Here is a 26,547-nt window from a genome sequence, read left to right as displayed (position 1 = left end):
TCAGGCACCTGCTTTCTTAAACGTCAGTGGAACGACGGTTTTTGCATCATAACGGGCATTGCATTCGGCGACATCGCTGGTGCCTGCTTTACAGGAGACTTCCGGCATCGGGTAGCGGGAACCGTCTGTGCAGCGTGCATTGCCGCGACTCTTAATCATCAGCTCGCCATTGCTGTGCAGGCCGGAGAAAACCTCTACGCGGCACACAACGTTATCGCCATGCACAACACGGGCGAAGCCTTTGTTGTTCTGGATCTGATAGCGCAGTGACGGCGGTTTGCCGGTCACCGGATCTTTTACGTCAAGAATGGCGCGCCAGGTGCCGTTCAGGAAACGCGTCGAGCCCGCTTTGACCTGACCGGCCTCCATGACCATGGCATCTTTCGGGATCGCGGCAATCACCACCGGGGCAGACACCGGAGCGGGATCGGGTTCCTTCGCTTTACTCTCTACCACCTCAGCCTGATGCAGCGGCAGGTTCATCGCCAGTGGTTCAACCGCTTTAATCGGTTTTGGGGCAATCGCCACGGGTTGCGGTGCCGGGGCGGCTGCTGGCGCGGGCTCTGCCGAAGGGGCCAGTTTTGGCCACAGCAGCGGGGCGGCAATGGCGGCAACGATCACAGCGGCAACCGGCAGCGACCATAAGGGCACGCGACGCTTTTTCACGACGGGCGCAGGAGCAGGCTCTTCAACAGGCGGCGCAACGGCGGGTGCGGGCTCAGGCTCATACAGCGCTTCAGGCGTAATGCGCACAACCGTGGCCGGGGCGATCAAAGGTTCGTCAGCGTGTTCAAAGGTGACGGCCGGGGTCGGTTCTGGTTCCGGTTCAGGATCTTCAATCACCACCGGCGCGGGCTCAGGGATCAGCGATTCGCGCAGGCAGTCGAGTACGTCATCGCGTGCATTTTCGTTCAGGTTTACAAATCCCCAGAACGCAATGACCGGTTTACCGTTGACCAGATAAAGGAAATTTTCGCTCGGGAACTGGAAGGCTTTCGACAGCAAGGAGCCAAAAAGCTGTTGTGCGGTTTTAGGCGACTGGAGGCATTTCTTACTCAGCGATTCAACGCTGGCAAGGGTATTTTCCAGATAGCGTAGGGCGCGAAAACGGTCATCTTCATTGGCCGTTTTCCAGCTGGTGACGCTACCTTCCACCGGGGAGTACCAGTCCACGCGGTCACCGCCGTCGTTGACCTGCGGAATGGCCAGACAGTCGACAATGGCCTGCTGTTTGCGCAACCGGAGTGCTTCACGTATTTGCAACGCTGATTCAAAAACGGCTTGTCCGCCGCCGCCAACGGCCTGAAAATCATCCAGATTACCGCTGCGTAAAAGAGTTTTTGCCACGATTTGATCCCATATACTTCTTCACACCGTTACTTTAACGAAACCGGAAAGCAAACAAACGGAGGAAGAGACGCTAAAAGCGCCGATTTCTTGCGGCATAGATCGTGACGGTTGTGCTTGACGGATAATGGAACTTAAGACAAATCACCTTTTTCGGCACTGGCTGTAAAACCAGCGAAAAACGCGGCTTTAGAATAACCTGATAGTGTTTCGTTATTTGCCAGCTTATAGCGGCTGTGCTGTTATTACTGTCCTATATAATAAAACTGTCAGGGTTATAACCATGTCTACAGGGAAAACACTGCTCGCCCTTGCGCTGAGCGCTATTTTACCAGCCGGTGCCGCATGGGCGGCAAACAACGACACCCTTATTTACTGTTCTGAAGCGTCCCCCGAGTCGTTCAACCCGCAAATTGCCAGCTCAGGCCCGTCATTCGTCGCCAGCTCTCAGGTACTCTATAACCGCCTGATCAATTTCGACCCGGTGAAAAACACCCCGGTTCCGTCTCTGGCGGAATCCTGGACGATTTCACCCGACGGCAAGACCTATACCTTTACGCTGCGTAAAGGGGTGAAGTTCAACAGCAACAAATACTTCAAACCGACGCGCGACTTTAATGCCGATGACGTTATTTTCTCGGTCATGCGTCAGAAAGACCCTAAACACCCGTATCACAATGTGTCGCAGGGCAATTACGAATACTTTAACGACGTCGGCCTCGATAAGCTGATCCAGGACGTTAAAAAGGTCGATGATTATCATGTTCAGTTCACCCTCAGTGAACCGAACGCCGCTTTCCTGGCCGACTGGGGCATGGATTTTGCCTCCATTTTGTCTGCCGAATATGCGGATGCAATGCTGAAAAAAGGCACGCCTGAGAATGTCGATACCTGGCCAATCGGAACCGGCCCCTATGTACTCCAGCAGTACAAAGTGGATTCTCTGATCCGCTATGTGGCTAACCCGAACTACTGGGAAGGCCCGGTCCCGACCAAACACCTGATCTTCTCTATCACGCCAAACGTGGAGACTCGTCTGGCGAAACTGCAAACCAATGAGTGCCAGATCATTCCTGCGCCATCTCCGGTGCAGTTTGATGTCATTAAGAACAACAAAGACCTGACGCTGCACTCCGTCGATGCGCTGAACGTGGGGTATCTGGCGTTCAATACCGAGAAAAAGCCGTTTGATAACGTGCTGGTGCGCCAGGCGCTGAACTACGCCACCGACAAAAAGGCCATCGTTAACGCCGTCTTTATGGGCTCCGGTACGGTCGCGAAATCTCCAATTCCGCCAAATATGATGGGCTTTAATAAAGATCTGAAGGATTACAGCTACGACCCGGAAAAAGCGAAAGCCCTGCTGAAGCAGGCCGGACTGGAGAAGGGCGCGGAGGTCACGCTGTGGTCAATGCCGGTACAGCGTCCGTACAACCCGAACTCCCGCCGTATTGCCGAGATGATCCAGAGCGACTGGGCGAAAGTGGGCGTGAAGGCCAAAATCGTCTCTTACGAGTGGGGAGAGTATCTTTCCGGAATGCGCAAAGGCGAGCATGACTCCGCGCTGTTCGGCTGGATGTCGGATAACGGCGATCCGGATAACTTTGCCGATGTGCTGCTGGGCTGCAATAGCATCAAAACCGGCTCCAACGCTGCGCGCTGGTGTAATAAGGATTATGATGCCCTGGTGCAGAAAGCCAAACTGACCAGCAACCCGGACGATCGTGCGAAGCTGTATAGCCAGGCGCAGGAGATTTTCTATCAGCAGGCGCCGTGGATTGCGCTGGCAAACGGCAAAACGTTCTATGCAACCCGCAGCAACGTCACGGGTTACAGCGTGAGCCTGATGGGCAGTGATTTCTCAAAAGCGAAGCTGAACTAAACATTTTTAGCCGGGTGGCGGCTACGCCTTACCCGGCCTACTCATGCCACGTAGGCCCGGTAAGCGCAGCGCCACCGGGCCAATGAAAAGGAGTGACAATGTCACATTTAAACGAAGTTATCGCCCGTGTAGATGCCGCGCTTGACGAAAGCGTCATTGCGCATATGAACGAACTGCTGATTGAACTGAGCGATGATGCTGAGCTGAGCCGCGATGAACGCTATACCCAGCAGCAGCGCCTGCGTACCGCGATTTCGCACCACGGTAAGCAACATAAAGAAGAGATGGAGGCGCGCCAGGAGCAGCTCACCAAAGGCGGCGTTATTCTGTAATGTTCAAAACTGGCGTCTGGCCACCAGCCACGCGCCCACCACCAGCATCACTGCACCGCACACCGGGCCGATCAGCGCCCGCAGCGGGATGCCATGGCTTTTCAGCACGTCCATTATCAGCCCGCCGATGAGCTGGCTTGCCACCAGCACGGCGATGGTTGTCGCCGCGCCAACATTCTGGTAACCGCTGATGCTGGCAAAAACAAAAAATGAACCCAGCAACCCGGGGATCAACGTCCACCAGCGTACCGTGGATGCCAGCTCGCTAAACCCCGCGACCCCTTGTTTAAACAGCAGAATGCTAACAAACAACACAATGCCGACCAGCGAGTTCAGCAGCATCGCAATGAGTATGGTGGAAGAGGACTGGGTGATGCGTACCATCAGGGTATTTTGCACCACCAGGCCAATGCCCGCCGCCAACAGAAAAGCCAGCGTCAGTGATTGGTTCATTTAATCGCATCCGGATCGCTGCGCTCATCAAGCCGCAGCTGCATAAAGGTTAAGTCCAGCCAGCGGCCAAATTTGGTGCCCACCTGCGGCATCTGGCCCGTTGTAACAAAGCCAAGCGTCTGATGAAGATGGATAGAGGCGTGGTTCTGCGCTTCAATCCCCGCCACCATCACATGCTTGCCGATGTCACGGGCTTCAATAATCAACGCCTTCATCAGCATACGGCCAATGCCTTTGCCCTGGTGATCCGGGTGGACGTAAACCGAGTGCTCTACCGTATGACGAAAACCGTCAAAGGCGCGCCAGTCACCGAAGGAGGCGTAGCCGGTGATGATGCCATTCTCTTCGCTTACCAGAACCGGATAACCTGCGAGGGTGCGGGCCTCAAACCATGCGATACGGTTATCAGTATCGACCGTGGTATCGTTCCAGATCGCGGCGGTGTGCAGCACCGCGTGGTTGTAAATTTCACCAATAGCGGCGCAGTCTTCTTTGCAGGCATGACGAACGATCATGATGGAACCCCTGAATGTGTTGTTTACTATGTTATTACGTTATTGCTACGATATTACACAATAACCCGGACAGATGGCTACGGTATAAGCCCGATTTTTTTGTTATTAAAACCTCATTGAAATACCGTTCATACACTATAGTATGACGTCATGAACACCATAACAGACACGATGAATCAACGGATTAGCGCAAGAATTCGCCTTGAACGCGAATCACGCGGATGGTCGCTGAGCGAACTCGCCGATCGGGCAGGCGTCTCGCGCGCCATGATCCACAAAATTGAGCGCGGCGACAGCAGCCCGACGGCAACGCTGCTTGCGCGCTTATCCGGCGCGTTCGGTATCAGCATGTCAACGCTGATAGCAAGAGCGGAGATGCAGGAGGGTAAACTGCTGCGCCTTGCTAACCAGCCCGTCTGGCGCGATCCGCAAACCCATTATCTGCGCCGCCACGTTTCACCGCGCACCGATCTGCCCATCGATCTTGTCCAGGTTGAACTGCCCGCCGGGAGCGATGTGCCGATGCCCGCATCGTCCTATGCGCTGGCCCGCCAGCTGATCTGGCTGCAGTCCGGGGAGCTGGTCTTTCAGGAAGGCGACACCCGCCACGAAATGCAGGCCGGGGATTGTCTGGAGCTCGGGCCGCCCAATGACTGTCGGTTCATTAACGAAACCAATGAACCCTGCGTCTATCTGGTGGTTCGTCTTAACCAGTCTGGCTCGTAATGTTAAGGCGCTCAGGCGAATCATGAGCCAGGATCAATGGACATCTGTACCATAAGGAGTCTCTGATGAATCAATCTGTTTCGCAAAACCGTCGCTGGGTACTGGCTTCGCGTCCACACGGCGCGCCGGTCGCGGATAACTTTCGTCTCGAAGAGCAGCCGGTTCCGGTACCGGCGGCAGGAGAAGTTCTGCTGCGTACGATCTGGCTTTCGCTTGACCCGTACATGCGCGGCCGCATGAGCGATGCGCCTTCCTATTCGCCGCCGGTTGAAATTGGTGCGGTGATGGTCGGCGGAACGGTCAGCCGCGTTGAGCAGTCCAGTCATCCGGATTTTAAAGCAGGGGAATGGGTGCTGGGATACAGCGGCTGGCAGGAGTACGACCTCTCTGACGGCAGTGGCCTGGTCAAACTGGGCGAAAATCCCTCCCATCCTTCCTGGGCGCTTGGCGTTCTGGGAATGCCGGGCTTTACCGCCTACATGGGGCTGCTGGATATCGGGCAACCCAAAGCGGGTGAGACTCTGATGGTTGCCGCGGCAACGGGGCCCGTAGGTGCGACGGTTGGGCAAATCGGTAAAATCAAAGGCTGCCGGGTCATCGGTGTGGCCGGAGGCGCAGAGAAATGCCGCCATGCCGTTGAGGTGCTGGGCTTTGACCAGTGTCTGGATCATCATGCCGATGATTTTGCCACGCAGCTTCAGAACGCCTGCCCGAACGGTATTGATATCTATTATGAAAACGTTGGCGGTAAGGTCTTTGACGCCGTGCTCCCGCTGCTCAATACCTCCGCGCGGGTGCCGGTATGTGGTCTGGTGAGCGGCTACAATGCCACCGGTCTGCCTGAGGGGCCGGATCGTTTGCCGCTGTTAATGGGCACCATCCTGAAAAAACGCATTCGTATGCAGGGTTTTATCATCGGCCAGGATTACGGACACCGCATCAAAGAGTTCCAGGAAGAGATGGGGCGCTGGGTGCAGGAGGGTAAAATCCACTATCGTGAACAGGTGACCGACGGGCTGGAAAACGCACCGGATGCGCTGATTGGCCTTCTGGAAGGCAAAAACTTTGGCAAAGTCGTGATTCGCGTCGCGGCAGACAATAAATAAACAAGATTATGGCGGGGTAACCCGCCATATTTATTTGTGAAGATACGATATATTGTCTTTAATTAAACCTACACAGCTTTCGTGCCTTCCTTGCGGATGAGCCAAAGAGCGATAAAAAACCGTGTTTGTACTTTTTGATGTTTATACGCATTTCCCACCACCAGGCATGACGATACAGGATATATCGGACCAACGTCGTTTATTTAAACTGACGTTAATAAATAGCATTAAGTTTTAGCTACAGGAATTGAACATGCTTGATTTGGATCATTTAGAGAAAGCGCAAAGAATCAGTCTTACCATGCAAGTTGAAATCAGTTTGAAAGGGGCATTAATTACAGGCTCGTTGAAACCTGGCGCTCGACTGATTACCAAAGAGATTGCCGATAAATTAGGAACCAGTATCACACCGGTTCGTGAGGCACTTTTGCGACTGGTCTCCTCAGGGGCGCTGCAGGCCACACCGGCGCAGGCGTTTCTGGTGCCGGAGGTCACGCTGGAACGCTATAACGAGATCACCGCTATCAGGAAACAACTGGAACCAATGGCGGTAGCGGCCGCCTGTCAGCATATGACGCCAGCTAAGCTTGAGACGTTGCGCAAAATGTCGGACGCCTTTCATGAGGCGATGCGCAACGGCAATGTTCAGCAGGCGCTGCACGCGAATCGCGTGTTTCGCTTCACCCTTTATCAGTATGCGGAGATGCCAACGCTCAGCGCATTAATTGAGCAACTGTGGATACGCGTATTAACTATCTGCATCAGGAGCTCAACGACATCAAAGCGTCGGCGTATCACAACGAGGAGTTACTTGCGGCACTGGAAAGAGGGGATGTTGAAGCCAGCCAGAAAGCGGTGGATAAACTGATTGATGAAGCTAATTCACTTTTACAGCGTCAATATTTTAGCTGAGGAATTATTTAGCAGCCAATCTATATTCCCGTCTTAAAATATTCGCTCCATGAATAAATCCTGATGGCTCTATGCCATCAGGAACGATATTTAAGATTACGAAAGAGAAAAACAGGCAATAAAATGCCTGTTTTAGTCCTACTCGAAACGATAAGCAACCGACAGGCCAACGCCGTAGTTACGACCCGGAGCAGGTTCGTAATAACGTCCGTTGGATTCGTTGACAATCACCGAGCCGGCATACGTTTTGTCGAACAGGTTATCAACGCGACCAAAGAGATCCAGGCCCCAGTTGCCATAGTTGAACTTATACCCGGTATTCAGACCGACCACCGTGTAGGACGGAGCCTTTGCCGTGTTTTCGTCGTCGGCCATGATATCGCTCATGTAACGCACGTCGGTACCCGCATACCAGCCTTCCTCAGGCTGCCAGCCAAACGAGGCAAAGCCCATATTGCGGGCAATGCCCGGCATCCGGTTGCCGTTACAGTTGTCATCACCGCAGACGTTGGTGCGGTAGGTGGCGTCCAGATATGTCCATGCCATTTTCAGCTTCCAGTTTTCAGCAAACTGCTGATCGAGGGAAACTTCCACCCCCTGACGACGGGTTTTACCGGCGTTTTTGTAGCTGGTACGTCCGCCAGAGCTGGCATCCACCACAATTTCATCGTCGGTGTCGGTGCGGAACAGGGCCGCGGTCAGCAGGCCATTGCCGATGCGGGTTTTGCTACCCACTTCATAGGTATTGTTGGTGGACGGTTTCAGGCCAATGTTCAGGCCGCCCTGGTTATCCGCGCGGTAGGAGAGTTCATTGATGGTGGGGGTTTCAAATCCACGACCTGCCGCAGCGTAAAGGTTCCACGCGTCCGTCACGGCATACTTCACCGCCCCGGCCGGGAGCCACTTGTGATAGCTCGCGTCGCCGCTGTCGTCGCCGTTGCCTGGCGTAACGTAATGATCGTTGGAATCAAACCAGACGGAGCTGTAACGCACCCCGGCATCCACAGAGAGTTTCTGGGTTAACTGCCAGCGGGTTTGCAGGTAGGGATCAACGTTCCACATCAGGTTACGTTCGTTGCGGCGCTTGTCGCCTTTTACGCCGTACTCCGGTACGCCGTTGTTCATCACGAAGTTCTCATACCCGCGACGATCTTCGCTCATGTTTTCGTAGTTCAGGCCGGTGGTAAAGGTCACCGGCACCAGCAGTTCGCCGCGGTGTGTCCAGCGTGTATCGATGCCCTGATAGTGACGCTGCATATCAATCACGCCGCCAGAGTGGGAGGGGCGCAGCTGTGGCTGATAAGGGATCGACTGGTACTGGGTCATTTCACGCTCGCCGGCGTACATCATGACGCTGAGATCGTCCTGCGCGCTGAGCTGGCGGTCATAGCGCAGCCCGGCCTGGGTCTGCTTGATGGTTTTGCGCGTGTTGTACTGATCGCCACGTGGAGACTGGCGCGGGTTATCCTGCCACTCCTGGTAATTCAGTCCACCCGGATCGTTGGCTTTCATGTCCACGCTGTTAAAGATCAGCGTCAGCTTGCTGGCATCGTCAATCCGCACGCCCAGTTTGGCGTTGGCGAGATTCTTCCGCGCACCGCTGTGATCGCGGTAGCCTTTGGTGGTGAAGCGGGTGGTGGATACGGTGTAATCCACATCGCCCGCGTGTGTGCCGTCGCCCATCGCGCCGGTGGCTTTCATCCCGTAGCGCCAGGTACCGTAACTGCCGTAATAGCTGCTGGCCTCAATGGTCGGCGGCTGTTGACCGGTCTGGGTGTTGATGTTGATCACGCCGCCGGAGGCGTTGCCATACAGGGCAGAGAAGGGGCCGCGCAGCACTTCCACGCTCTCAACGCTGGAGAGATCGATGTTAGAGGTCTGGCCCTGGCCGTCTGGCATGGTCGCCGGGATCCCGTCCACGTACATTCGAATACCGCGCACCCCGAAGGTGGAGCGGGCGCCAAACCCACGCATCGACAGCTGCAGATCCTGGGCGTAGTTCTGGCGGTTCTGAATTTGCAGGCCCGGGACGCTACCAAGCGATTCCGAGAGGTTAATGCGTGGCGCGGCGTGACGCATATCATCGCCGTTCACGACGCTGACCGCCGCCGGGGTATCAAGCTCCGATACCGTTTGTGGGGTGGCGCTGACGATCAGGGTCTGTTCATCCGCGCCCATTGCGGTGAGGGGCGAAAAGATAACAGGAGCCAGCAGCAGTGGAAGCGTAGCCCTATGGGCAAAAATGATTTTCATGAAATAAACCGGTTAAGGATAAGAAACGTACCAAATGGAACATGTGCATATATGTTAAAACTTTTGTAAATGCTTTGAAAACTATAACCGCACATTGCGTTAAGGAAAGGCGAAACGGAAAAGAAAAACTCCACATTTTGCTGATTAATGATTACTATTCTCATTAACAAAACGGCAATGCCATGACGTTGCCGACCGGAAGTGATGTCAGCAGTACACCCCCTCTTGTGAAAAAGGAATTGTTATGTCTTTACGTCATCTGTGCTCGCCGCGTCTGCGTCGTTCTCTGTTGTGTAGCGCTTTACTGCTTGCCGGTACTTTCCAGGTGCATGCTGGCGAAGAGATGTTGCGCAAAGCGGTAGGCAAAGGCGCGTATGAAATGGCCGTGAGCCAGCAGGAGAATGCGCTATGGGTTGCGACATCACAAAGCCGTAAAATGGATAAAGGCGGAATTGTGTATCGCCTCGATCCGGTCACACTGGACGTGACGCAAGTTATTCATAACGATCTTAAACCGTTTGGCGCCACCCTGGATTCGGCCTCCCAGACGCTGTGGTTGGGCAACACCATCAATGGCGCCGTAACCGCCATTGATGCCAAAACGGGCGAGGTGAAAGGGCGCCTGGTTCTGGACGACCGCAAACGCAGTGACACGGTCAAACCGCTGCAGCCACGTCAGCTGGTGGCGGATGATGCCACCCACACCGTGTACATCACCGGGGTCGGTAAAGAGAGCGTGATCTGGGTGGTGGATGGCACAACGCTGAAGCTGAAGGATACCATCGCCAATACCGGTACTTACGGCACCGGCCTGGCGCTGGATGCGCAGGCGAAACGACTCTATACCACCAACGCCGATGGCGAACTGGTGACAATTGATACCGCCAGCAACAAAATCATCAGCCGCAAAAAGGTGCAGGATGATGGCAAAGAGCACTTCTACCTGAACCTGAGTCTGGATACGGCCGGGCAGCGTGCCTTCCTGACCGATTCAAAACAGCCGGAAGTGCTGGTGGTGAGCCTGAAAGATGGCAGCGTGATTGAGAAGATTGCGACGCCAGAGTCGCTGGCGGTGCTCTTTAACCCGACGCGCAACGAAGCGTACGTGACGCATCGTGAAGCCGGAAAGGTGAGCGTGATTGATACCAAAACCTACAAAGTGACGAAAACCTTCGACACGCCGGTCTATCCAAACAGCCTGGCGCTCTCTGCCGATGGCAAAACGCTGTACGTGACGGTGAAACAGAAATCCACCCGTCAGCAGGAAGCGACCCAGCCTGACGATGTGGTACGTATCGCGCTCTAATGTGGGCATTGCCCGGAGGCGCTGCGCTTACCGGGCCTACAAAACCCTGAAATGTAGGCCGGGTAAGGCGAAGCCGCCACCCGGCTTTTTTTATTAACGCGAGGTCTCTTCCACCAGCGGGCCGTCGTGTTTTTCATCGTCATGATGAACCGGCGCGGTGCTGTGGATTTCATGCACGCGCTTACGCACGCCAAACCAGCCGGCAATCAGCAGAACGGCCAGCAGCGGAATGGTGGCGATGGTATAGGTGCCGTTCGGGTAGTCGAACGCCATCAGTACCAGCACGCTGAACAGGAACAGCAGGGTGAGCCATGAGGTCACCGGAGCACCCGGCATCTTGAAGCTCACGTCAGCCGCTTTGCCCTCTTTAATGGCTTTGCGCAGACGCATCTGGCAGACCACGATAAAGGCCCAGGAGGCGATAATCCCCAGCGCGGCCACGTTCAGCACGATCTCGAACACGCGGGACGGCACCAGGTAGTTCAGGAACACGCCAAACACGTAGACCACCAGCGTCGCCAGGATACCGGCATATGGCACCTGCTGCTTGCTCATCTTCGACATAAACTTCGGCGCAGAGCCGCCCATCGACATGGAGCGCAGAATACGGCCGGTAGAATAGAGGCCAGAGTTGAGGCTGGAGAGCGCCGCGGTCAGCACCACGATGTTCATGATACTGCCCACGTATGGTACGCCGAGCTTAGAGAAGAAGGTCACAAACGGGCTCTGACCCGCCTGGTAGGCGTTCCATGGCAGCAGCAGAACCAGCAGCACCACAGAACCCACATAGAACAGACCGATACGCCAGATCACGCTATTAATGGCTTTTGGCACCATGGTCTGCGGGTCTTTACATTCGCCTGCCGCCGTACCCACCAGTTCGATAGAGGCAAAGGCGAACACCACGCCCTGCACCAGAACCAGCGCCGGCAGCAGACCGTGCGGGAAGAAGCCGCCGTTATCGGTTATCAGATGGAAGCCGGTTGCATTGCCGTCAAGCGGCTTACCGCTGCCAAGGAAGACGGTACCGACGACCAGGAAAATCACAATCGCCAGCACTTTTACCAGTGCAAACCAGAACTCCATCTCGGCGAACCACTTCACTCCGATCATGTTCATGGTGCCGACAATCGCCAGGGCGCCAAGCGCAAAGACCCACTGCGGGATATCGCCAAACGCGCCCCAGTAGTGCATATACAGCGCAACGGCAGTGATATCGACGATACCGGTCATCGCCCAGTTAACGAAGTACATCCAGCCAGCGACATAGGCGGCTTTTTCACCGAGAAATTCGCGGGCGTAAGAGACAAAGCTGCCGCTGGAAGGGCGATGCAGTACCAGTTCGCCCAGCGCGCGAAGAATGAAGAAGGAGAAGATCCCGCACACCAGATAGACGAGGGCGAGAGCCGGGCCAGCCATCTGCAGACGTGCACCAGCACCTAAAAACAGACCTGTACCGATAGCGCCGCCGATGGCGATCATTTGAACCTGACGGTTGCCCATCGCTTTGTGGTAGCCCTCTTCATGGGAGTTTAACCAGCGACGTTTAGCAGCATGATGATCGGCTGCGCTTTTATTGCTTGTTTTCATTGAGTTACCTGTTTGCCTGTCTGAACCATTATCGTGATAGTCCTGCCTGGCAGAGAGCATACAAACGATTGCTTCTGCGCAAACACATGTCGCCTTCCCAGTCATTCTGCGTATGGATAAGGCGAAACATGGCGAGGCATCCTACCTGCAATTGATAAGCGACGCAAAATATAACCGTGCCGAAAGTGATGCACGTCGAAGGAAATCGTGTGGTCAGAGCAGACGGGGATCACAACGCGCTGAATCGTGGTGAGTTTTTAGACAAAAGATTCGCGGATTGATGATTTAAACATCAGTGGCGCTTATCAGTTGCTCAGTGGAACTAGCGGAAGGTAAACGCTATGATCGGTTTGGTTTTTATTCTGCCAGAACGAGGCTAACGGTGAAAATTAATGTAATCGGCACCAGCGGAAGTGGAAAAACCACGCTGGCAAGACGGATCGCTGATGAGCTGGCTATTCCTTATATTGAGATGGACAGGCTTTACTGGCGCCCGAACTGGCAGGGCACAGCAGATGATGCGTTTCTGGAAAAACTGGAGCATGCATTAAGCGCTTCTCAAAACTGGGTGCTCGATGGCAACTATAACCGCACGCGCCCCGTTAAATGGCGCAATGTGGATCTGGTCGTCTGGGTGGACTATGGATTTGTCCGTACGCTGTATCAGGCCGTTATCCGGGCGATCAAGCGGGCCTGGAATCAACACGAACTCTGGCCGGGAACGGGCAATAAAGAGAGTTTCCGGCGCGCCTTCCTCAGCAGAGAGTCCATTATCATCTGGACGATTAAAACCTGGCGCAACAACCGCAGGCGTTATCAGGTCGATATGCAAAACCCGGACTACGCACACATACGCTTTATCCGTATTACCCGCCGCGCTCAGGCGGAAACGCTTATCGCCTCACTTAAGTCTTATTCTTAACAGGGTTTTATATATCTGATTTCCGGCAAACCAAATGTAAATTAATTGTTTCTCAGCGGTGAAATACGCCTTTATTAATAACGACATGTTAAGTCAAACGAGAACGCAACATGTCCTGGCGAATCAGCATTCTGGATAAAAGCCCCATCGCTGAAAATGAAACAGCCGCCGATGCGCTGGCGCGAACCCTGGCGCTGGCGCAACAGGCGGAAACTCTCGGTTATCACCGTTTCTGGATTGCCGAACACCACAACACCCCACAGTTGGCCAGCCCCTCGCCGGAGTTATTGATTGCCTGGATCCTCGGGCAGACAACGCGTATCCGCGTGGGATCGGGCGGCGTCATGCTGCAACACTACAGCCCGTATAAAGTTGCAGAAAACTTCAATCTCCTGGCTGCCCTGGCTCCCGGACGCGTGGATCTGGGCGTTGGAAAAGCGCCTGGCGGTCTGCCGCTCTCCACCCGCGCGTTGCAACTCGGTCTGAATCAGCAGGAAAAGGGCAGCTTTGCCGAACAGCTGGCGCAGCTCGATAGCTGGATCCGTCCTGAAAATCAGTCGGCGGAGGAGGCGGTGCGCGCCACGCCGTTGCCGCCGGTTCCGGCGCAAGGATTCCTGCTGGGAGCGAGTGTCGAAAGTGCTCTGCTGGCCGCAAAGCTCAACTGGCATTTTGTCTTTGCCGCTCACCTGAATGGTGATCCCGACCTGCTGCGCGAGGTCATCACCACCTGGCGTGAACACAGCGCCCGGGAGGTGATTGTGGCGGTTCAGGTCATTGTGGCGGACTCTCAGGCCAAGGCGCACTCGCTGGCACAAAAGGTTGAAGTCTGGGGCGTGGAGCTGGCAAACGGCCAGCGCGTTACGGTGGCCAGCGAAGAGCAAGCCTATGCGTTTGCGCGTCAGGCAGGCAGCGAGCCGCTGCGTATAGCGCGTCGCGCGCAGTCGCTGGTGGCCGGGACTGCTGAGTCGGTACTGGCACAACTGGACGCCCTGCATCACCAGTGGGGTATTGACGAATTCATTATCGACACACCGGTTGTGGACGGCGCCGCGCGCGTGCAGTCCCTGCGTCTGCTGGCGCAGGCGCGACTTAACAGGGAGGTTAACGTATGCGTTTTGGCGAACAACTGATTGCCTGGCGTCGTGAGCTACACCAGCACCCGGAGCTGTCGGGCCAGGAGGTGGAAACAACCGCCCGTTTGCACCAGTGGCTGACCCATGCCGGTATTACACCGCTACCTTATGACTTGCCTACCGGGCTGGTGGCGGAGATCGGCAACGGCAACAAACTGATTGCCCTGCGGGCGGACATTGATGCCTTACCGATCGAAGAGCGCAGCGGGGTGGCGTTTAGCTCGCAGCGTGCAGGAGTGATGCACGCCTGCGGTCACGACATCCACACCAGCGTGATCCTCGGGGCGGCATTAAAACTAAAAGAACGTGAAGCGTTGCTCAACGGTCGCGTGCGGATCCTGTTCCAGCCTGCCGAAGAGAATTTTGGCGGTGCGAAGAGCATGGTGCGGGCCGGGGCGTTACGTGACGTCAGCGCCATCTTCGGTATGCACAACGAGCCGGGGTTGCCGGTGGGTGAGTTTGCCACCCGCGGCGGGCCGTTCTATGCCAACGTCGATCGGTTTGTGATCCGCATTACCGGCAAAGGTGCTCATGCCGCACGGCCTCATGAAGGCAACGACGCGATTGTGCTGGCAAGCCAGCTTGTTACCGCGTTGCAGAGCGTCGCCAGTCGCAACGTGAATACGCTGGACTCCGTTGTGCTGAGCGTAACGCGCATTGCGGGCGGCAATACCTGGAACGTCCTGCCGGAAAGCGTTGAGCTGGAAGGGACGCTGCGCACGCATCGCACGGAAGTTCAACAGAACGTCAAAGCGCGTGTCGGTGAAATCGCCGCCGGATTCGCCAGCGCCTTCAGTGCTCAGATTGATATCACCTGGTATGCCGGACCGACTGCGCTGGTCAATGACGAGCATTGGGCGGCGTTTGCCACCTCGGTCGCCCGGGAAGCGGGGTATGAAACGCAGCATGCCGAGTTGCATATGGGCGGAGAGGATTTTGCAGTCTATCTGCAGCAGATCCCCGGCGCGTTTGTCAGCATTGGCAGCAATAGCCCGTATGGTTTACATCACCCGGCCTTTAATCCGGACGAAGCATTAATTGAGCCGGCTGCCCGTTATTTTGCACAGCTTGCGGAAAAAGCCCTGCAACACGTTTAATTCAGAAGAGGTGAATATGTCTGCAACCCGACAATTGCGGCTGGGGACCATTTTGCACGGTGCTTCCGGGAATATGTCCGCCTGGCGCCATCCTGCGGCGGTCGCCGATGCCAGTATTAATTTTGATTTCGTCAAAGCGACGGCGTTAAAAGCAGAGGAGGGCAAGCTCGACTTTTTATTCGTAGCCGATGGCCTCTACATAAATGAGAAGTCGATCCCGCATTTTTTAAATCGCTTTGAGCCGTTAACGGTGCTCTCCGCGCTGGCGAGCATTACCTCGCGTCTGGGGCTGGTGGGCACGTTATCCACCTCCTACAGCGAACCTTTTACCGTGGCGCGCCAGTTTGCCAGCCTGGATCATCTCAGCAACGGCCGTGCGGGCTGGAACGTCGTGACCTCGCCGCTGGAAGGGTCGGCCAGGAACTTCTCGCGTGAAAAACACCCCGAGCACGCGCTGCGCTACCGCATTGCGGATGAGTATCTTGACGTAGTGAAAGGGCTGTGGGACTCGTGGGAAGGCGATGCCTTTGTGCGCAACAAAGAGAGTGGTCAGTTTTTTGACCCCGCCAAACTGCATACCCTGGATCACCGTGGTGATTTCTTCCAGGTCGCCGGGCCGCTCAATATTGGTCGCACGCCGCAGGGACGTCCGATAGTGTTCCAGGCTGGCGCATCGGACGACGGTAAAAAGCTGGCTGCGAAGCATGCCGATGCGATCTTCACCCACCATGAAACTCTCGAAGAAGCACAAGCGTTCTACCGTGATGTGAAGCAGCAGCTGGAAAATAACGGTCGTCGTGCCTCTGATTTGCACATCTTCCAGGGCGTGAGCGTGATTGTCGGAAAAGATGCCGAAGATGTGGAAAACCAGTACCAGACCACCGCGGCGCTGGTGTCGGTTAAGGATGCGCTCAATTATCTCGGACGCTATTTCGAACATCACGATTTCAGCCAGTATCCGCTCGACGAGCCGTTCCCGGACCTCGGCGATCTGGGAAAAAACAGCTTCCGCAGCACCACGGATGAGATAAAGCGTAATGCCCGCGAACGTCAGCTGACGCTGCGTCAGGTCGCGCTGGAAGCGGCCTCACCACGCCCCCGTTTTTCCGGTACGCCGGAGCAGGTGGCGGACGGCCTGCAGGCGTGGTTCGACGGCTATGCAGCCGACGGCTTCATCATCCAGGGCGGGACGCCAGATACCTTCCCGCTCTTTGTTGACCAGGTGGTGCCGGTGCTACAGGCCCGCGGCCTGTTTCGCACTGACTACCCCGGGACCACGCTGCGCGACAGCCTGGGCCTGGACGAACCCAAAAATCAGTTCACACAACAATAAAAGAGAACCCGCTATGCAGAAACCATCGCTTATTCTGGCGCTCGCGCTGGCCTTTACCCCTGCCGTCTGGGCAGAGAATGTGAACATTAACGGCACCGGCGTGAGTATTGAGGCCAACAAAACGCCGATCAATACCGCCAAAAACGACGATGCCATCGCGCAGTTGCCGAAAGATTATCGCTTTGCCGTGCCGGGGAAATTTACCGTCGCGGTGGCGGGCCTCAATCAACCGCCGCTGACGGTTTTCTCGGATGACAACAAAACGCTTCTGGGAAGCGAAGTTGACGTGGCCCGTCTGGTGGCGGATAGCCTGGGGCTGGAGCTGAACGTGGTGCCAACCTCCTGGGAGGACTGGCCGCTGGGGGTGGCCTCCGGGAAATACGATGCGGCGATCAGCAACATCACCGTGACTAAAGCGCGTAAAGAGAAGTTTGATTTCGCCACCTACCGTAAGGATTCGCTCGGTTTCTATGTGAAATCAACCAGTCCAATCACATCCCTGCAGAAGGCGGAGGACATTGCCGGGCTGCGCATTATTGTGGGCTCAGGCACTAACCAGGAGGCCATCCTGCTGGCATGGAACGCCGAAAACCTTAAGAAGGGACTGAAACCGTTTACCCCGGTCTACACCAAAGATGACGCGGCACAAACGCTGGCGCTCCAGTCCGGGCGTGCGGATGCGTATTTTGGCCCAAACGTGATTGGCGCGTGGAAAGCGGCGCTGACCGGTAAAACCAAACTGGTGGGAAGCGTCGACGGCGGCTGGCCGAAGGCGGCGCATATCGCGGTGACGCTGAAAAAAGGCAGCGGCTTGGTGGAACCGGTGCAGACCGCGCTTAATGGCGTGATCAAAAACGGCGATTACGACAAAGTGCTGAACCGCTGGGGAGAAGGGGTGGAACGCATCCCGCAGTCGGAAGTCAACCCGGCCGGTCTGGGTGATTAAGGAGGCGTTATGAGTGAACAATTTCGTGACGTTTCGCCGGAAGATGCCGATCTTCAGCCCATCATCAATGGGCTGTTCGGTGAATACGCTGCCCGCTACGGTGACTATTTTTCGAAAGATGCTGAGGTCGAGCTCACCGAGTGGTATCTGGCGCCGCAGTGGCTGTTTATCGTCCTGGAGCGTGACGGGAAGATTATTGCCACCGGGGCGTACAAACCCTTCGACGAACGCACCGCAGAAATCAAACGCATCTGGACGGACAAAAGCCTGCGTCAGCAGGGGCTTGCGGGGCGCGTGGTGCAGGAGCTGGAGCGCCGGGCGGTGCTGGCAGGCTACAGCCAGATCTACCTGACCACCGGTTTTCGCCAGCCGGAAGCGGTACGGCTCTATCTTAGCCAGGGTTACCAGCCGCAGTTCGATCTTAACCGCGATCCGGAAGAGTACAGCCAGCCCCCGTTTGATGGTCGGTTGCGTTTCACCAAAACGCTGGTTCGTGAAGCGTTAAGTAAAACCGCATGAGGTACGATGATGAGCAACGTTGAAACCATAAAAGTGGTCCCGGCGCGTTATCCGCTGCGGGCCGTCGGTGCCGTAGTGGCGCTGTTTGTCCTGGCGGTCGTTGTCCAGTCCGTCGCCTTTAACCCGCGCTGGGAGTGGTCTGTGTTTGCCCGCTGGTTCTTCGACCCGGTGATCTTTGAAGGCGTCGGCCAGACATTACTGCTGACGCTGATCGGCACCGCGCTGAGCGTGATTTTGGGCGGTATGCTGGCGCTGGCGAGACTCTCGTCATCCTGGCTGCTGAGCAGCCTGGCCTGGGGCTATATCTGGCTGTTTCGCTCGCTGCCCCTGATTGTAGTGCTGATCATCCTTTATAACTTTTCCTATCTCTACGACACGCTCTCGCTCGGGGTGCCGTTCACCGGCATGACCTGGGGCAGCTTTGAAACCATCAATGTGCTGGGGCAATTCTCTACCGCCGTTGTCGGGCTAACGCTGGTGCAGAGCGCCTATACCGCGGAGATCATTCGCGGGGGCTTCCTCGGCGTGGATCATGGTCAGTATGAAGCGGCCGCTGCGCTGGGGCTACCGGCCTGGCGTCGTACGGTGCGGATCATTCTGCCGCAGGCACTGCGCACCATACTGCCGTCCGGGTTTAACGAAATCATCAGTCTCGCGAAGGGGACGGCGATGGTTTACGTGCTGGCCATGCCGGAGCTGTTCTACACCATCCAGATGATTTACAACCGCACGCAGGAGGTGATCCCGCTGCTGATGGTGGGGGCTGCCTGGTACCTGGTGATTACCACCGTGTTGTCCGCTATCCAGTATGGTGTTGAGCGGGGACTGGCCCGCAGCGAACGTCGCTCGGCGGTGAATCAGAACCGTACCCTCAGCCGTACCCGTTCCCGTTCCGTCACCACCACGCCCGCACAGGAGCCCGTCCATGCAAGCCTCTCATGAAGGACATATTTCCATTACCGGCGTCAGTAAATTCTTTGGTCGCCATAAAGCGCTCGATAACGTGTCGCTTGAGATCTCACCGGGATCCGTCACGGTGATCCTCGGACCGTCCGGCTCCGGTAAATCGACCCTGCTGCGTACCATCAACCACCTTGAGCGCGTCGACGAAGGGTTTATTCAGATTGACGGGGATTACATCGGCTATCGCCGTCGGGGTGACAAACTCTACGAGTTAAAAGAGAAAGAGATCCTCAAACAGCGCGTCAATGTGGGTTATGTGTTCCAGAACTTTAATCTCTTCCCGCATCTCACGGTGCTGGAAAACCTGATTGAAGCGCCTGTCGCCCATAAAAAACTGAGCAAAAAAGAGGCCGTTGAGCAGGCGTATAGCCTGCTGGATGTGGTGGGGCTGCGTGATAAAGCGGATGCCTGGTCGCGCCATCTTTCTGGCGGGCAGCAGCAGCGCATCGCCATTGCCCGCGCGCTGGCGCTGCGTCCGCGCGTCATACTGTTTGATGAACCCACCTCGGCGCTAGACCCGGAGCTGGTGGGCGAAGTGCTGGATGTCATCAAGAAACTTGCCCGTTCCGGCACCACGCTGGTGGTGGTCACCCATGAGATCGGTTTCGCCAGAGAAGTAGCGGATCAGGTGGTGTTTATGGTCGACGGTAAAATTGTGGAGCAGGGCAGCAGCGATGAGGTGCTGAACCGGCCATCGCACGCGCGAACGCGTCAGTTCCTTTCACGAGTCCTGTAAGGAGTACCCATGAAATATGGACTTCTGGCAGGGCTGGCCTTTACCGCCGTCAGCCATGCCAGTATTGATTTAAAAGCCAACGAGCAGCCGCTGCCGGTGACGGTGGATCAGCAGGCGGTGGCGAAGATCCCCGCTCATTACAAATTTGTCGAGCCGGGAACGCTCACGGTGGCCATTTCTGCGCTTAACTCACCGCCGCTGGCCCTGCTTGCCAGCGACAACCGTACGCGTATCGGCAGCGATCCGGATATCGCCCGGCTGCTGGCAGGCAGCCTGGGGTTAAAACTGAAGCTCGTTCCCACCGCTTGGGAAGACTGGCCGCTGGGGATCACCTCCGGGCGCTATGACGTGGCGCTGGTGAACATTGCGGTGACCGAACAGCGCAAAGAGAAGTTTGATTTTGCGACCTATCGCGTCGATTCGCTGGCGTTTACGGTGAAATCCACCAGTCCGGTGCGGTCGATTAACGGTCCTGAAGATCTTGCGGGTAAAAAGGTTATTGTCGGATCCGGCACCAATCAGGAGCGCATCCTCTTAGGCTGGAACGAGGAGAATAAAAAGGCCGGGCGTGAGCCCGCGCTGCCGGTGTACCTGACGGATGATGCCTCGGGCAATCTTTATATTCAGTCCGGGCGGGCGGATGTGTTCTTTGGACCACAGTCGGTCGCGGCGTATAAAGCCGCGCTGACCGGTAAAACGCGCGTTGTCGGGCTGGGCCCGAAAAAAGCGTATGTTGCCACGACCACCAAAAAAGGCAATCAACTGGTCTACGCCCTGCAGGCCGCGCTGGACGGCGCGATCACGCGCGGGGAGTATCAGAAGGTGCTGGCGCGCTGGGGAGAGCAGGGCGAAGCGGTGACACACTCGGAGGTTAACCCGCCTGGGATCACGTATTAATTGTGCTCTACACTTAGGATTTTCACTCCTGAGAGGGCAACATGATCAAACTTTATGGTGCACCCGGCTGGGGCTCGGCAATCAGCGAAGTGATGCTGACTCTGGCAGACATCCCTTACGAGTTTATTGATGTGGACGGGTTTGATGCGCCCGGTCCGCAGCGCGAATTGCTGCAAAGACTCAATCCATTGTGTCAGGTGCCGACACTGGCGCTGGAAAATGGCGCGATCATGACCGAAACAGCCGCCATCGCCCTGATGGTGCTCGACAGGTGTCCCGATCTGGCGCCGCCCGTCGGACAGGCAGAACGTCAGCAATTTCAGCGCTTGCTTATCTGGTTTGTCGCGAACGTCTATCCGACCTTTACCTATGCCGATTATCCCGAACGCTGGGTGCCTGACGCACCGGAACAGTTGAAGAAAAATTGTATCGAATACCGCAAATCCCTCTATTTGTGGTTCGATAGCCAGCTCAAAGCGGCCCCGTTTGCGCTGGGTGAACAGCTTACGCTACTCGACGTCTATATTGCGGTCGCACGTACCTGGGGGCCACGGCATGCGTGGTTTGCCGAGAATACGCCAAAGATAACGGCCATTGCAGACGCCGTGTGTCAGCTTCCTGAACTGCACAAGGTGTTAAAGGCAAACGGCATTATCTGATAACGTGTAAACCTGATTCATAACAGGAAGCCTGCACATGCCACATGTAGATATCAAATGTTTTCCCCGGGATTTAAACGACGAACAAAAAAACGCGCTGGCGGCTGATATTGCCGAGGTGATAATTCGTCATTTCAACAGTAAAGACAGTTCAGTGTCGGTGGCGTTAAACCAGGTTAATCCTGAAGACTGGAAAGCGCAGGTCTGGGACAGCGAAATTGGCCCGAAGCTGGATTCGTTGATTAAAAAGCCCGGCTATTCGATGTAATTTTATTTGCCGGGCAGCGGCCTCGTTGACCCGGCATTTAAGTTTCTCCCGACATTTCGCAAAAATCGATAATACGATCCTGTGACGTTTCCGTTACACTTTCCCTCTCTAAAACTTTCACGAAATCATCTGGTAAGCACAGCAGTTGCGTTAAATTCAGTACAGGATAATTTTCTCATGACAAAATTACCTCAGTTCTCACTCGCCTTTTTTCATCCTCGTTACTGGCTCAGCTGGACAGGCATTGCAGCGCTCTGGTGCATTGTGCAGCTCCCGTATCCCCTTTTATTAAGAATCGGACACGGGCTTGGTCGTCTGGCCATGCGTTTGCTTCCCCGTCGTGTGGACATCGCTCGCCGCAACCTTGAGCTCTGTTTTCCCGACATGAAAAAGGATGAGCGCGAAAAGCTACTGCAGCGTAATTTTGAATCGGTTGGCATGGGCGTCATCGAAACCGGGATCGCCTGGTTCTGGCCTGACTGGCGTGTGCGTAAATGTTTCAGCGTCAGCGGATATGAACATATGGAAGAGGCCCGGGAGCGCGGAAATGGCGTGGTGCTCATCGGTATGCATTTTCTCACGCTTGAGCTGGGGGCGAGGATCTTTGGCATGCTCAACCCGGGTGTCGGTGTTTATCGCCCTAACAATAATGCGCTGCTGGACTGGCTGCAGACGCGTGGTCGTCTGCGCTCAAATAAAACCATGCTGGATCGCTATGACCTGAAGGGCATGATCCGCGCCCTGAAGCAGAATGAAATTCTCTGGTACGCCCCGGATCACGACTACGGCAAAACCAACAGCGTGTTTGTACCGTTCTTTGCGGTTCCTGATGCCGCGACAACCGCCGGAAGTTATATGCTGGTGAAGAGTGCCAGACCGGCGGTGATCCCGTTCGTTCCACGCAGAAAGGCAGACGGCAGCGGTTATGAACTGATTATTCTTGAAGATATCGGCGAAACGCTGCAGGGTGGCGATAAAGCGTCGGTAGCCACGCAAATGAACAGGGCGATTGAGCGCGCGGTGCTGATGGCGCCGGAGCAATATATGTGGTTGCACCGACGCTTCAAAACCCGTCCTGAAGGCCAGCCGGACAGATATGCGCGCAAAAAAAGCGTGGTCACTTCCAACAGAACTGTATCTACAGGCGACATGCCTGAACAGTCAGGCATTCAGCACTAAAGTATGCCCTCACCGTAACATGAGGGCAGGCCGACGGCTACAGCGCAGCCCTGCGGTACGGCGCATAATCTGCTTGCCACCAGGTCTCTTCAATCCGCGCCAGCAACATCTCATCCTCCATGGCTGGCGCAACACCTTGCTCAATGGCCGCTCGGGCGACGGCAAACGCGATATGGCGTGACACCGTTTCTATATGATCCACCGGCGGCAATAACCCGCCTTTTTCGGTTGTCACCAGCGGCGACTGCGCGGCCAGGCTGCAGCTTGCCGCCATCAGCATCTCCTCGGTGACCCGGCGTGCATGGCAGGCCAGAATACCCAGCCCCAGCCCGGGGAATACATAGGCGTTATTACACTGGGCAATATCGTACTGCTCGCCCTGCCAGAACACCGGCGCAAACGGGCTGCCGGTGGCGACGAGCGCGGCGCCCTGTGTCCAGGCAATGAGGTCCTGCGGTTGCGCCTCCGCGCGGGATGTGGGGTTAGAAAGCGGCATAATCACCGGACGCGGGCAGTGGCGATGCATCTCTTTCACAATCTCTTCGCTGAAGAGGCCCGGCTGGCCTGAGACCCCAATCATTACCGTCGGATGCGCGTTTTTAACCACGTCCAGCAGCGAAATATTGTTCGACTCAACCTGCCAGTCGCGGATCGCCTCGCGCGCCGTGAGCAGGTTTTTCTGGAAGTCGAGGAGGTTGGTCATATCATCAGTCAGCAGGCCAAAGCGATCGACCATAAAGACCCGACTGCGGGCTTCGGCTTCGGTTAGCCCGTCATCCATCATCAGCGCCACGATTTTTTCGGCAATGCCGCAACCGGCGGATCCGCTCCCCAGGAAGACCACGCGCTGATCGCGAACACGGGTCCCGGCAGCATGGGCGGCAGCAATCAGCGTGCCCGCGGTCACGGCGGCGGTACCCTGGATATCGTCGTTGAAACAGCACAGCTGGTCGCGGTAGCGCTGCAGCAGTCTGGTGGCGTTTTTCTGCGCGAAATCCTCAAACTGCAGCAATACATTGGGCCAGCGCTGCTTCACGGTACTGATAAACATGTCCATAAACTCGGCGTACTGATCGTCGCTGATGCGTGGGTGACGCCAGCCCATATACATGGGATCGTCCAGATGCTGCTGATTATTGGTACCGACATCGAGCATAATCGGCAGGGTAGACGCCGGGTGGATCCCACCACAGGCGGTATATAACGAGAGTTTTCCAATGGGTATTCCCATCCCACCAATTCCCTGATCGCCAAGCCCCAGAATACGCTCTCCGTCGGTCACGACGATGACGCGAATATCATTGCGTGAGAAGCTTTGCAGCATTTCATCAATACGGTGACGATTGGGCCAGGAAATAAACAGCCCACGCGCGCGGCGATAAATAGTCGAGAAGTGTTCGCACGCTTCTCCTACCGTGGGGGTATAGATAATGGGTAACGTCTCTTTCAGGTGCGAACGCAGCAGGTTGTAAAACAGCGTCTCATTAGTATCCTGGATATTACGCAGATAAACGTGGCGGGAAATATCGCTTTTAAAATGACAGAATTGTACCCAGGCGCGTTCGGTTTGTTCCTCGATGGTTTCAACGTTGTGTGGCAACAAACCGTGCAGATTAAAGTTATCACGTTCTTCTTTAATAAATGCGAGCCCTTTATTTAATAACGGGTTTTCCAGTAATACGGCGCCGCTATAAGGGGTATACAGTACTTCTTTGCGAGACATGAATGACTCCTGAATTTCAATAATCGGATAAGGTTCAGTTGCAGGCGCAGGTTTATTTATGTCTTTGGTTTCGCGCTAATCTAGCGGTTAAGGATCATAGGCGTAGTGATAACGGTCACAGTCTTTCTGGTTTAATTAATTTCAAAACACCGACGCGGCGATTAAAAACTTTAGTTACGAAAAGATGAATTAAGTTATTTAAAAACAAATCCTCGTGCTGTTCACATTTTCGGCGAAATCGCCATGCTAATTTCTCGATGAACCATTTTTATAAATGGCAATTTGAATACGATTAAATATTAAAGCTTTATTAAGTACAGGCCAATTACGATTTATTCCTGTTTATTGATATCCGAACCTACTAATCCGGTGATTATATGAAAGATAATTCTGTAACCACGTCTCCAGTCGCTTCACGTTTTGCTTTTGGGTTGAGCAATGCTGAAGTTGGCGCGGTCCCGTTGATGCTGTTTGTCGGGATCGCGGCCATTGTGGCCACCTCCGCGTGGGCGGGGCTGCTGCCGAAAAACATGATCGGTGGACTCGCGGTGATCATGACGCTCGGTTTCGCCTTTGCCAAAATTGGCCGACAAATCCCGCTGCTGAAAGATATTGGTGGCCCGGCAATATTGTGCCTGATGCTGCCCTCGGTGCTGGTCTATTTTGGCGTATTCGAGAAACACACCCTGGATACGGTTCACCTGTTGATGAAAGAGGCCAATTTGCTCTATTTCGTCATCGCCTGTCTGGTGGTGGGGAGTATTTTGGGGATGAACCGCGTGCTGTTGATCCAGGGGATGATCCGCATGTTCGTTCCACTGGTGGTGGGTACCCTGATGGCCGTGCTGACCGGCTTACTCGTTGGTTCGCTGTTTGGCTATACGCCGTATCACACCTTCTTCTTCATCATCGTACCGATTATCGGCGGAGGGATTGGCGAGGGGATTTTACCGTTGTCGCTGGCCTATTCGGCGATACTGGGTCAGACACCTGACGTCTACGTGGCGCAACTGGCACCCGCCGCCGTAGTGGGGAATATTTTTGCCATTATTTGTGCGGGTACGCTGGCGCGCCTCGGGGCAAAACGTCCCTCGCTTTCAGGCAATGGCATGTTAACCCGCAGCAAAGATGACACAAGCCTGTTTGCCAGCGCGCAGAGCGTACAGCAGACGGATTTCCATCTGATGGGGGGCGGGCTGCTGATGGTGTGTGCGTTTTTTATCGTTGGCGGACTGTTTGAGAAGCTGGTGCATATTCCCGGCCCGGTATTGATGATCCTCATCGCCGTGCTGTGCAAATACTTCAAGGTGATCCCGGCCTCCATGGAGCAGGGCGCGCACAGCTGCTATAAATTTGTCTCCGCTGCGCTGGTCTGGCCGTTGATGATTGGTCTCGGCATGCTGTACGTGCCGCTCGAGAGCGTGGTGTCGGTCTTTTCGGTGGGATATGTGGTGGTGTGCGGTTCGATCGTCATCGCAATGGCGCTGAGCGGCTATTTTATTGCGTCGCGCCTGAATATGTACCCGGTGGAAGCGGCGATTGTCACCTGCTGTCATAGCGGGCTGGGCGGGACAGGAGATGTGGCAATTCTTTCCGCTTCTAACCGCATGTCGCTGATGCCGTTTGCCCAGATTGCGACCCGCATTGGCGGTGCGTCGACGGTGATTTTCGCCACGCTTCTGATGGGCTGGTTAATGGCGCACTGATCCCGGATGTCAGAAGACTGAATCGCAACGACATTTTCAGCACG

At 55.5% G+C, this 26,547-nt stretch carries 22 protein-coding genes and 2 pseudogenes; 18 read left to right on the top strand and 6 right to left on the bottom strand.

The genetic code is table 11. From position 1 onward, the window contains the following. Nucleotides 1-1,347, bottom strand: a complete 1,347-nt coding sequence (locus EQV24_RS03125) for an SrfA family protein (RefSeq protein ID WP_130626164.1) — start codon at nt 1,345-1,347, stop codon at nt 1-3. 283 nt (nt 1,348-1,630) lie between these two features. On the opposite strand from EQV24_RS03125, the gene EQV24_RS03120 reads away from it, so the two are divergent. Together EQV24_RS03120 and EQV24_RS03115 are read left to right on the top strand one after the other, a co-directional pair. After that, nucleotides 1,631-3,229, top strand: a complete 1,599-nt coding sequence (locus EQV24_RS03120; protein WP_045294213.1) for an ABC transporter substrate-binding protein — start codon at nt 1,631-1,633, stop codon at nt 3,227-3,229. Nucleotides 3,230-3,327: 98 nt separating this feature from the next. Then, nucleotides 3,328-3,561 (top strand): YdcY family protein, encoded by a 234-nt coding sequence (locus EQV24_RS03115; protein WP_058684644.1) that lies wholly within the window; start codon nt 3,328-3,330, stop codon nt 3,559-3,561. A gap of 3 nt (nt 3,562-3,564) precedes the next feature. On the opposite strand, the gene EQV24_RS03110 is transcribed toward EQV24_RS03115, so the two are convergent. Further along, nucleotides 3,565-4,014 (bottom strand): DMT family transporter, encoded by a 450-nt coding sequence (locus EQV24_RS03110; protein ID WP_058684645.1) that lies wholly within the window; start codon nt 4,012-4,014, stop codon nt 3,565-3,567. Then, the gene (locus tag EQV24_RS03105) at nt 4,011-4,529 is read right to left on the bottom strand and encodes a GNAT family N-acetyltransferase (protein WP_130626163.1); all 519 of its coding nucleotides are present in this window, start codon (nt 4,527-4,529) and stop codon (nt 4,011-4,013) included. Before EQV24_RS03105 ends, EQV24_RS03110 begins: the two co-directional genes overlap by 4 nt. A gap of 150 nt (nt 4,530-4,679) precedes the next feature. On the opposite strand from EQV24_RS03105, the gene EQV24_RS03100 reads away from it, so the two are divergent. The 3 genes and pseudogenes from EQV24_RS03100 to EQV24_RS03090 all read left to right on the top strand — a co-directional run bounded on the left by EQV24_RS03100 (nt 4,680) and on the right by EQV24_RS03090 (nt 7,273). Further along, the gene (locus EQV24_RS03100; RefSeq protein ID WP_013096486.1) at nt 4,680-5,255 is read left to right on the top strand and encodes a helix-turn-helix domain-containing protein; all 576 of its coding nucleotides are present in this window, start codon (nt 4,680-4,682) and stop codon (nt 5,253-5,255) included. A gap of 65 nt (nt 5,256-5,320) precedes the next feature. Then, on the top strand, nt 5,321-6,361 hold the full coding sequence (locus tag EQV24_RS03095; protein ID WP_130626162.1) for an NADP-dependent oxidoreductase: 1,041 nt from the start codon (nt 5,321-5,323) through the stop codon (nt 6,359-6,361). Between the two features lie 253 nt (nt 6,362-6,614). Continuing rightward, nucleotides 6,615-7,273, top strand: a pseudogene (locus tag EQV24_RS03090) (GntR family transcriptional regulator). A gap of 138 nt (nt 7,274-7,411) precedes the next feature. Here EQV24_RS03090 and pqqU read toward each other — a convergent pair. Next, a complete protein-coding gene (pqqU, locus tag EQV24_RS03085) occupies nt 7,412-9,526 on the bottom strand; it encodes a TonB-dependent receptor PqqU (protein ID WP_130626161.1) in 2,115 nt (704 codons plus the stop codon). A gap of 244 nt (nt 9,527-9,770) precedes the next feature. On the opposite strand from pqqU, the gene EQV24_RS03080 reads away from it, so the two are divergent. Then, entirely contained in the window at nt 9,771-10,832 is a 1,062-nt protein-coding gene (locus EQV24_RS03080; protein ID WP_020689165.1) for a YncE family protein, read from the top strand. Between the two features lie 93 nt (nt 10,833-10,925). Here the strand turns inward: EQV24_RS03080 and ansP are convergent, their stop codons facing one another. Next, a complete protein-coding gene (gene ansP / locus EQV24_RS03075) occupies nt 10,926-12,422 on the bottom strand; it encodes an L-asparagine permease (RefSeq protein ID WP_020684770.1) in 1,497 nt (498 codons plus the stop codon). A gap of 382 nt (nt 12,423-12,804) precedes the next feature. Here ansP and EQV24_RS03070 point away from each other — a divergent pair, with 382 nt between their 5' ends. The 11 genes and pseudogenes from EQV24_RS03070 to EQV24_RS03015 all read left to right on the top strand — a co-directional run bounded on the left by EQV24_RS03070 (nt 12,805) and on the right by EQV24_RS03015 (nt 23,074). After that, nucleotides 12,805-13,344, top strand: a complete 540-nt coding sequence (locus EQV24_RS03070) for an AAA family ATPase (protein ID WP_130626160.1) — start codon at nt 12,805-12,807, stop codon at nt 13,342-13,344. A 110-nt stretch (nt 13,345-13,454) separates the two neighbouring features. Beyond that, on the top strand, nt 13,455-14,474 hold the full coding sequence (locus EQV24_RS03065; protein WP_130626159.1) for an LLM class flavin-dependent oxidoreductase: 1,020 nt from the start codon (nt 13,455-13,457) through the stop codon (nt 14,472-14,474). Next, on the top strand, nt 14,453-15,574 hold the full coding sequence (locus EQV24_RS03060; protein WP_029883362.1) for an amidohydrolase: 1,122 nt from the start codon (nt 14,453-14,455) through the stop codon (nt 15,572-15,574). Before EQV24_RS03065 ends, EQV24_RS03060 begins: the two co-directional genes overlap by 22 nt. A 16-nt stretch (nt 15,575-15,590) precedes the next feature. Then, nucleotides 15,591-17,853, top strand: a pseudogene (locus EQV24_RS23765) (NtaA/DmoA family FMN-dependent monooxygenase). Nucleotides 17,854-17,862: 9 nt separating this feature from the next. Continuing rightward, nucleotides 17,863-18,372: a GNAT family N-acetyltransferase gene (locus tag EQV24_RS03045; protein ID WP_130626157.1), complete on the top strand. Its 510-nt coding sequence runs from the start codon at nt 17,863-17,865 to the stop codon at nt 18,370-18,372. A gap of 9 nt (nt 18,373-18,381) precedes the next feature. Then, the gene (locus EQV24_RS03040; protein WP_095908448.1) at nt 18,382-19,314 is read left to right on the top strand and encodes an amino acid ABC transporter permease; all 933 of its coding nucleotides are present in this window, start codon (nt 18,382-18,384) and stop codon (nt 19,312-19,314) included. Next, a complete protein-coding gene (locus tag EQV24_RS03035; RefSeq protein WP_130626156.1) occupies nt 19,298-20,071 on the top strand; it encodes an amino acid ABC transporter ATP-binding protein in 774 nt (257 codons plus the stop codon). Before EQV24_RS03040 ends, EQV24_RS03035 begins: the two co-directional genes overlap by 17 nt. 9 nt (nt 20,072-20,080) lie before the next feature. Further along, entirely contained in the window at nt 20,081-20,968 is an 888-nt protein-coding gene (locus EQV24_RS03030) for an ABC transporter substrate-binding protein (RefSeq protein ID WP_130626155.1), read from the top strand. A 41-nt stretch (nt 20,969-21,009) separates the two neighbouring features. Continuing rightward, nucleotides 21,010-21,627: a glutathione S-transferase family protein gene (locus EQV24_RS03025; protein WP_130626154.1), complete on the top strand. Its 618-nt coding sequence runs from the start codon at nt 21,010-21,012 to the stop codon at nt 21,625-21,627. A 37-nt stretch (nt 21,628-21,664) separates the two neighbouring features. Beyond that, complete coding sequence (pptA, locus tag EQV24_RS03020) at nt 21,665-21,895, top strand: tautomerase PptA (protein WP_013096502.1); 231 nt, start codon at nt 21,665-21,667, stop codon at nt 21,893-21,895. A gap of 177 nt (nt 21,896-22,072) precedes the next feature. Continuing rightward, nucleotides 22,073-23,074, top strand: coding sequence for a Kdo(2)-lipid IV(A) acyltransferase (locus EQV24_RS03015; RefSeq protein ID WP_130626153.1), 1,002 nt, complete (start codon nt 22,073-22,075; stop codon nt 23,072-23,074). 37 nt (nt 23,075-23,111) lie between these two features. On the opposite strand, the gene EQV24_RS03010 is transcribed toward EQV24_RS03015, so the two are convergent. Continuing rightward, complete coding sequence (locus EQV24_RS03010; protein ID WP_130626152.1) at nt 23,112-24,797, bottom strand: NAD-dependent malic enzyme; 1,686 nt, start codon at nt 24,795-24,797, stop codon at nt 23,112-23,114. A 377-nt stretch (nt 24,798-25,174) separates the two neighbouring features. Between EQV24_RS03010 and EQV24_RS03005 the strand changes: the two genes are divergently transcribed. Beyond that, nucleotides 25,175-26,503 (top strand): 2-hydroxycarboxylate transporter family protein, encoded by a 1,329-nt coding sequence (locus EQV24_RS03005; RefSeq protein WP_029883354.1) that lies wholly within the window; start codon nt 25,175-25,177, stop codon nt 26,501-26,503. Nucleotides 26,504-26,547 lie beyond the last annotated feature (44 nt).

Source organism: Enterobacter sp. A8, from assembly GCF_004296595.1.
GTDB classification, from domain to species: Bacteria; Pseudomonadota; Gammaproteobacteria; order Enterobacterales; family Enterobacteriaceae; genus Enterobacter; species Enterobacter cloacae.
This window is presented reverse-complemented; position numbering and strand designations above follow the sequence as displayed.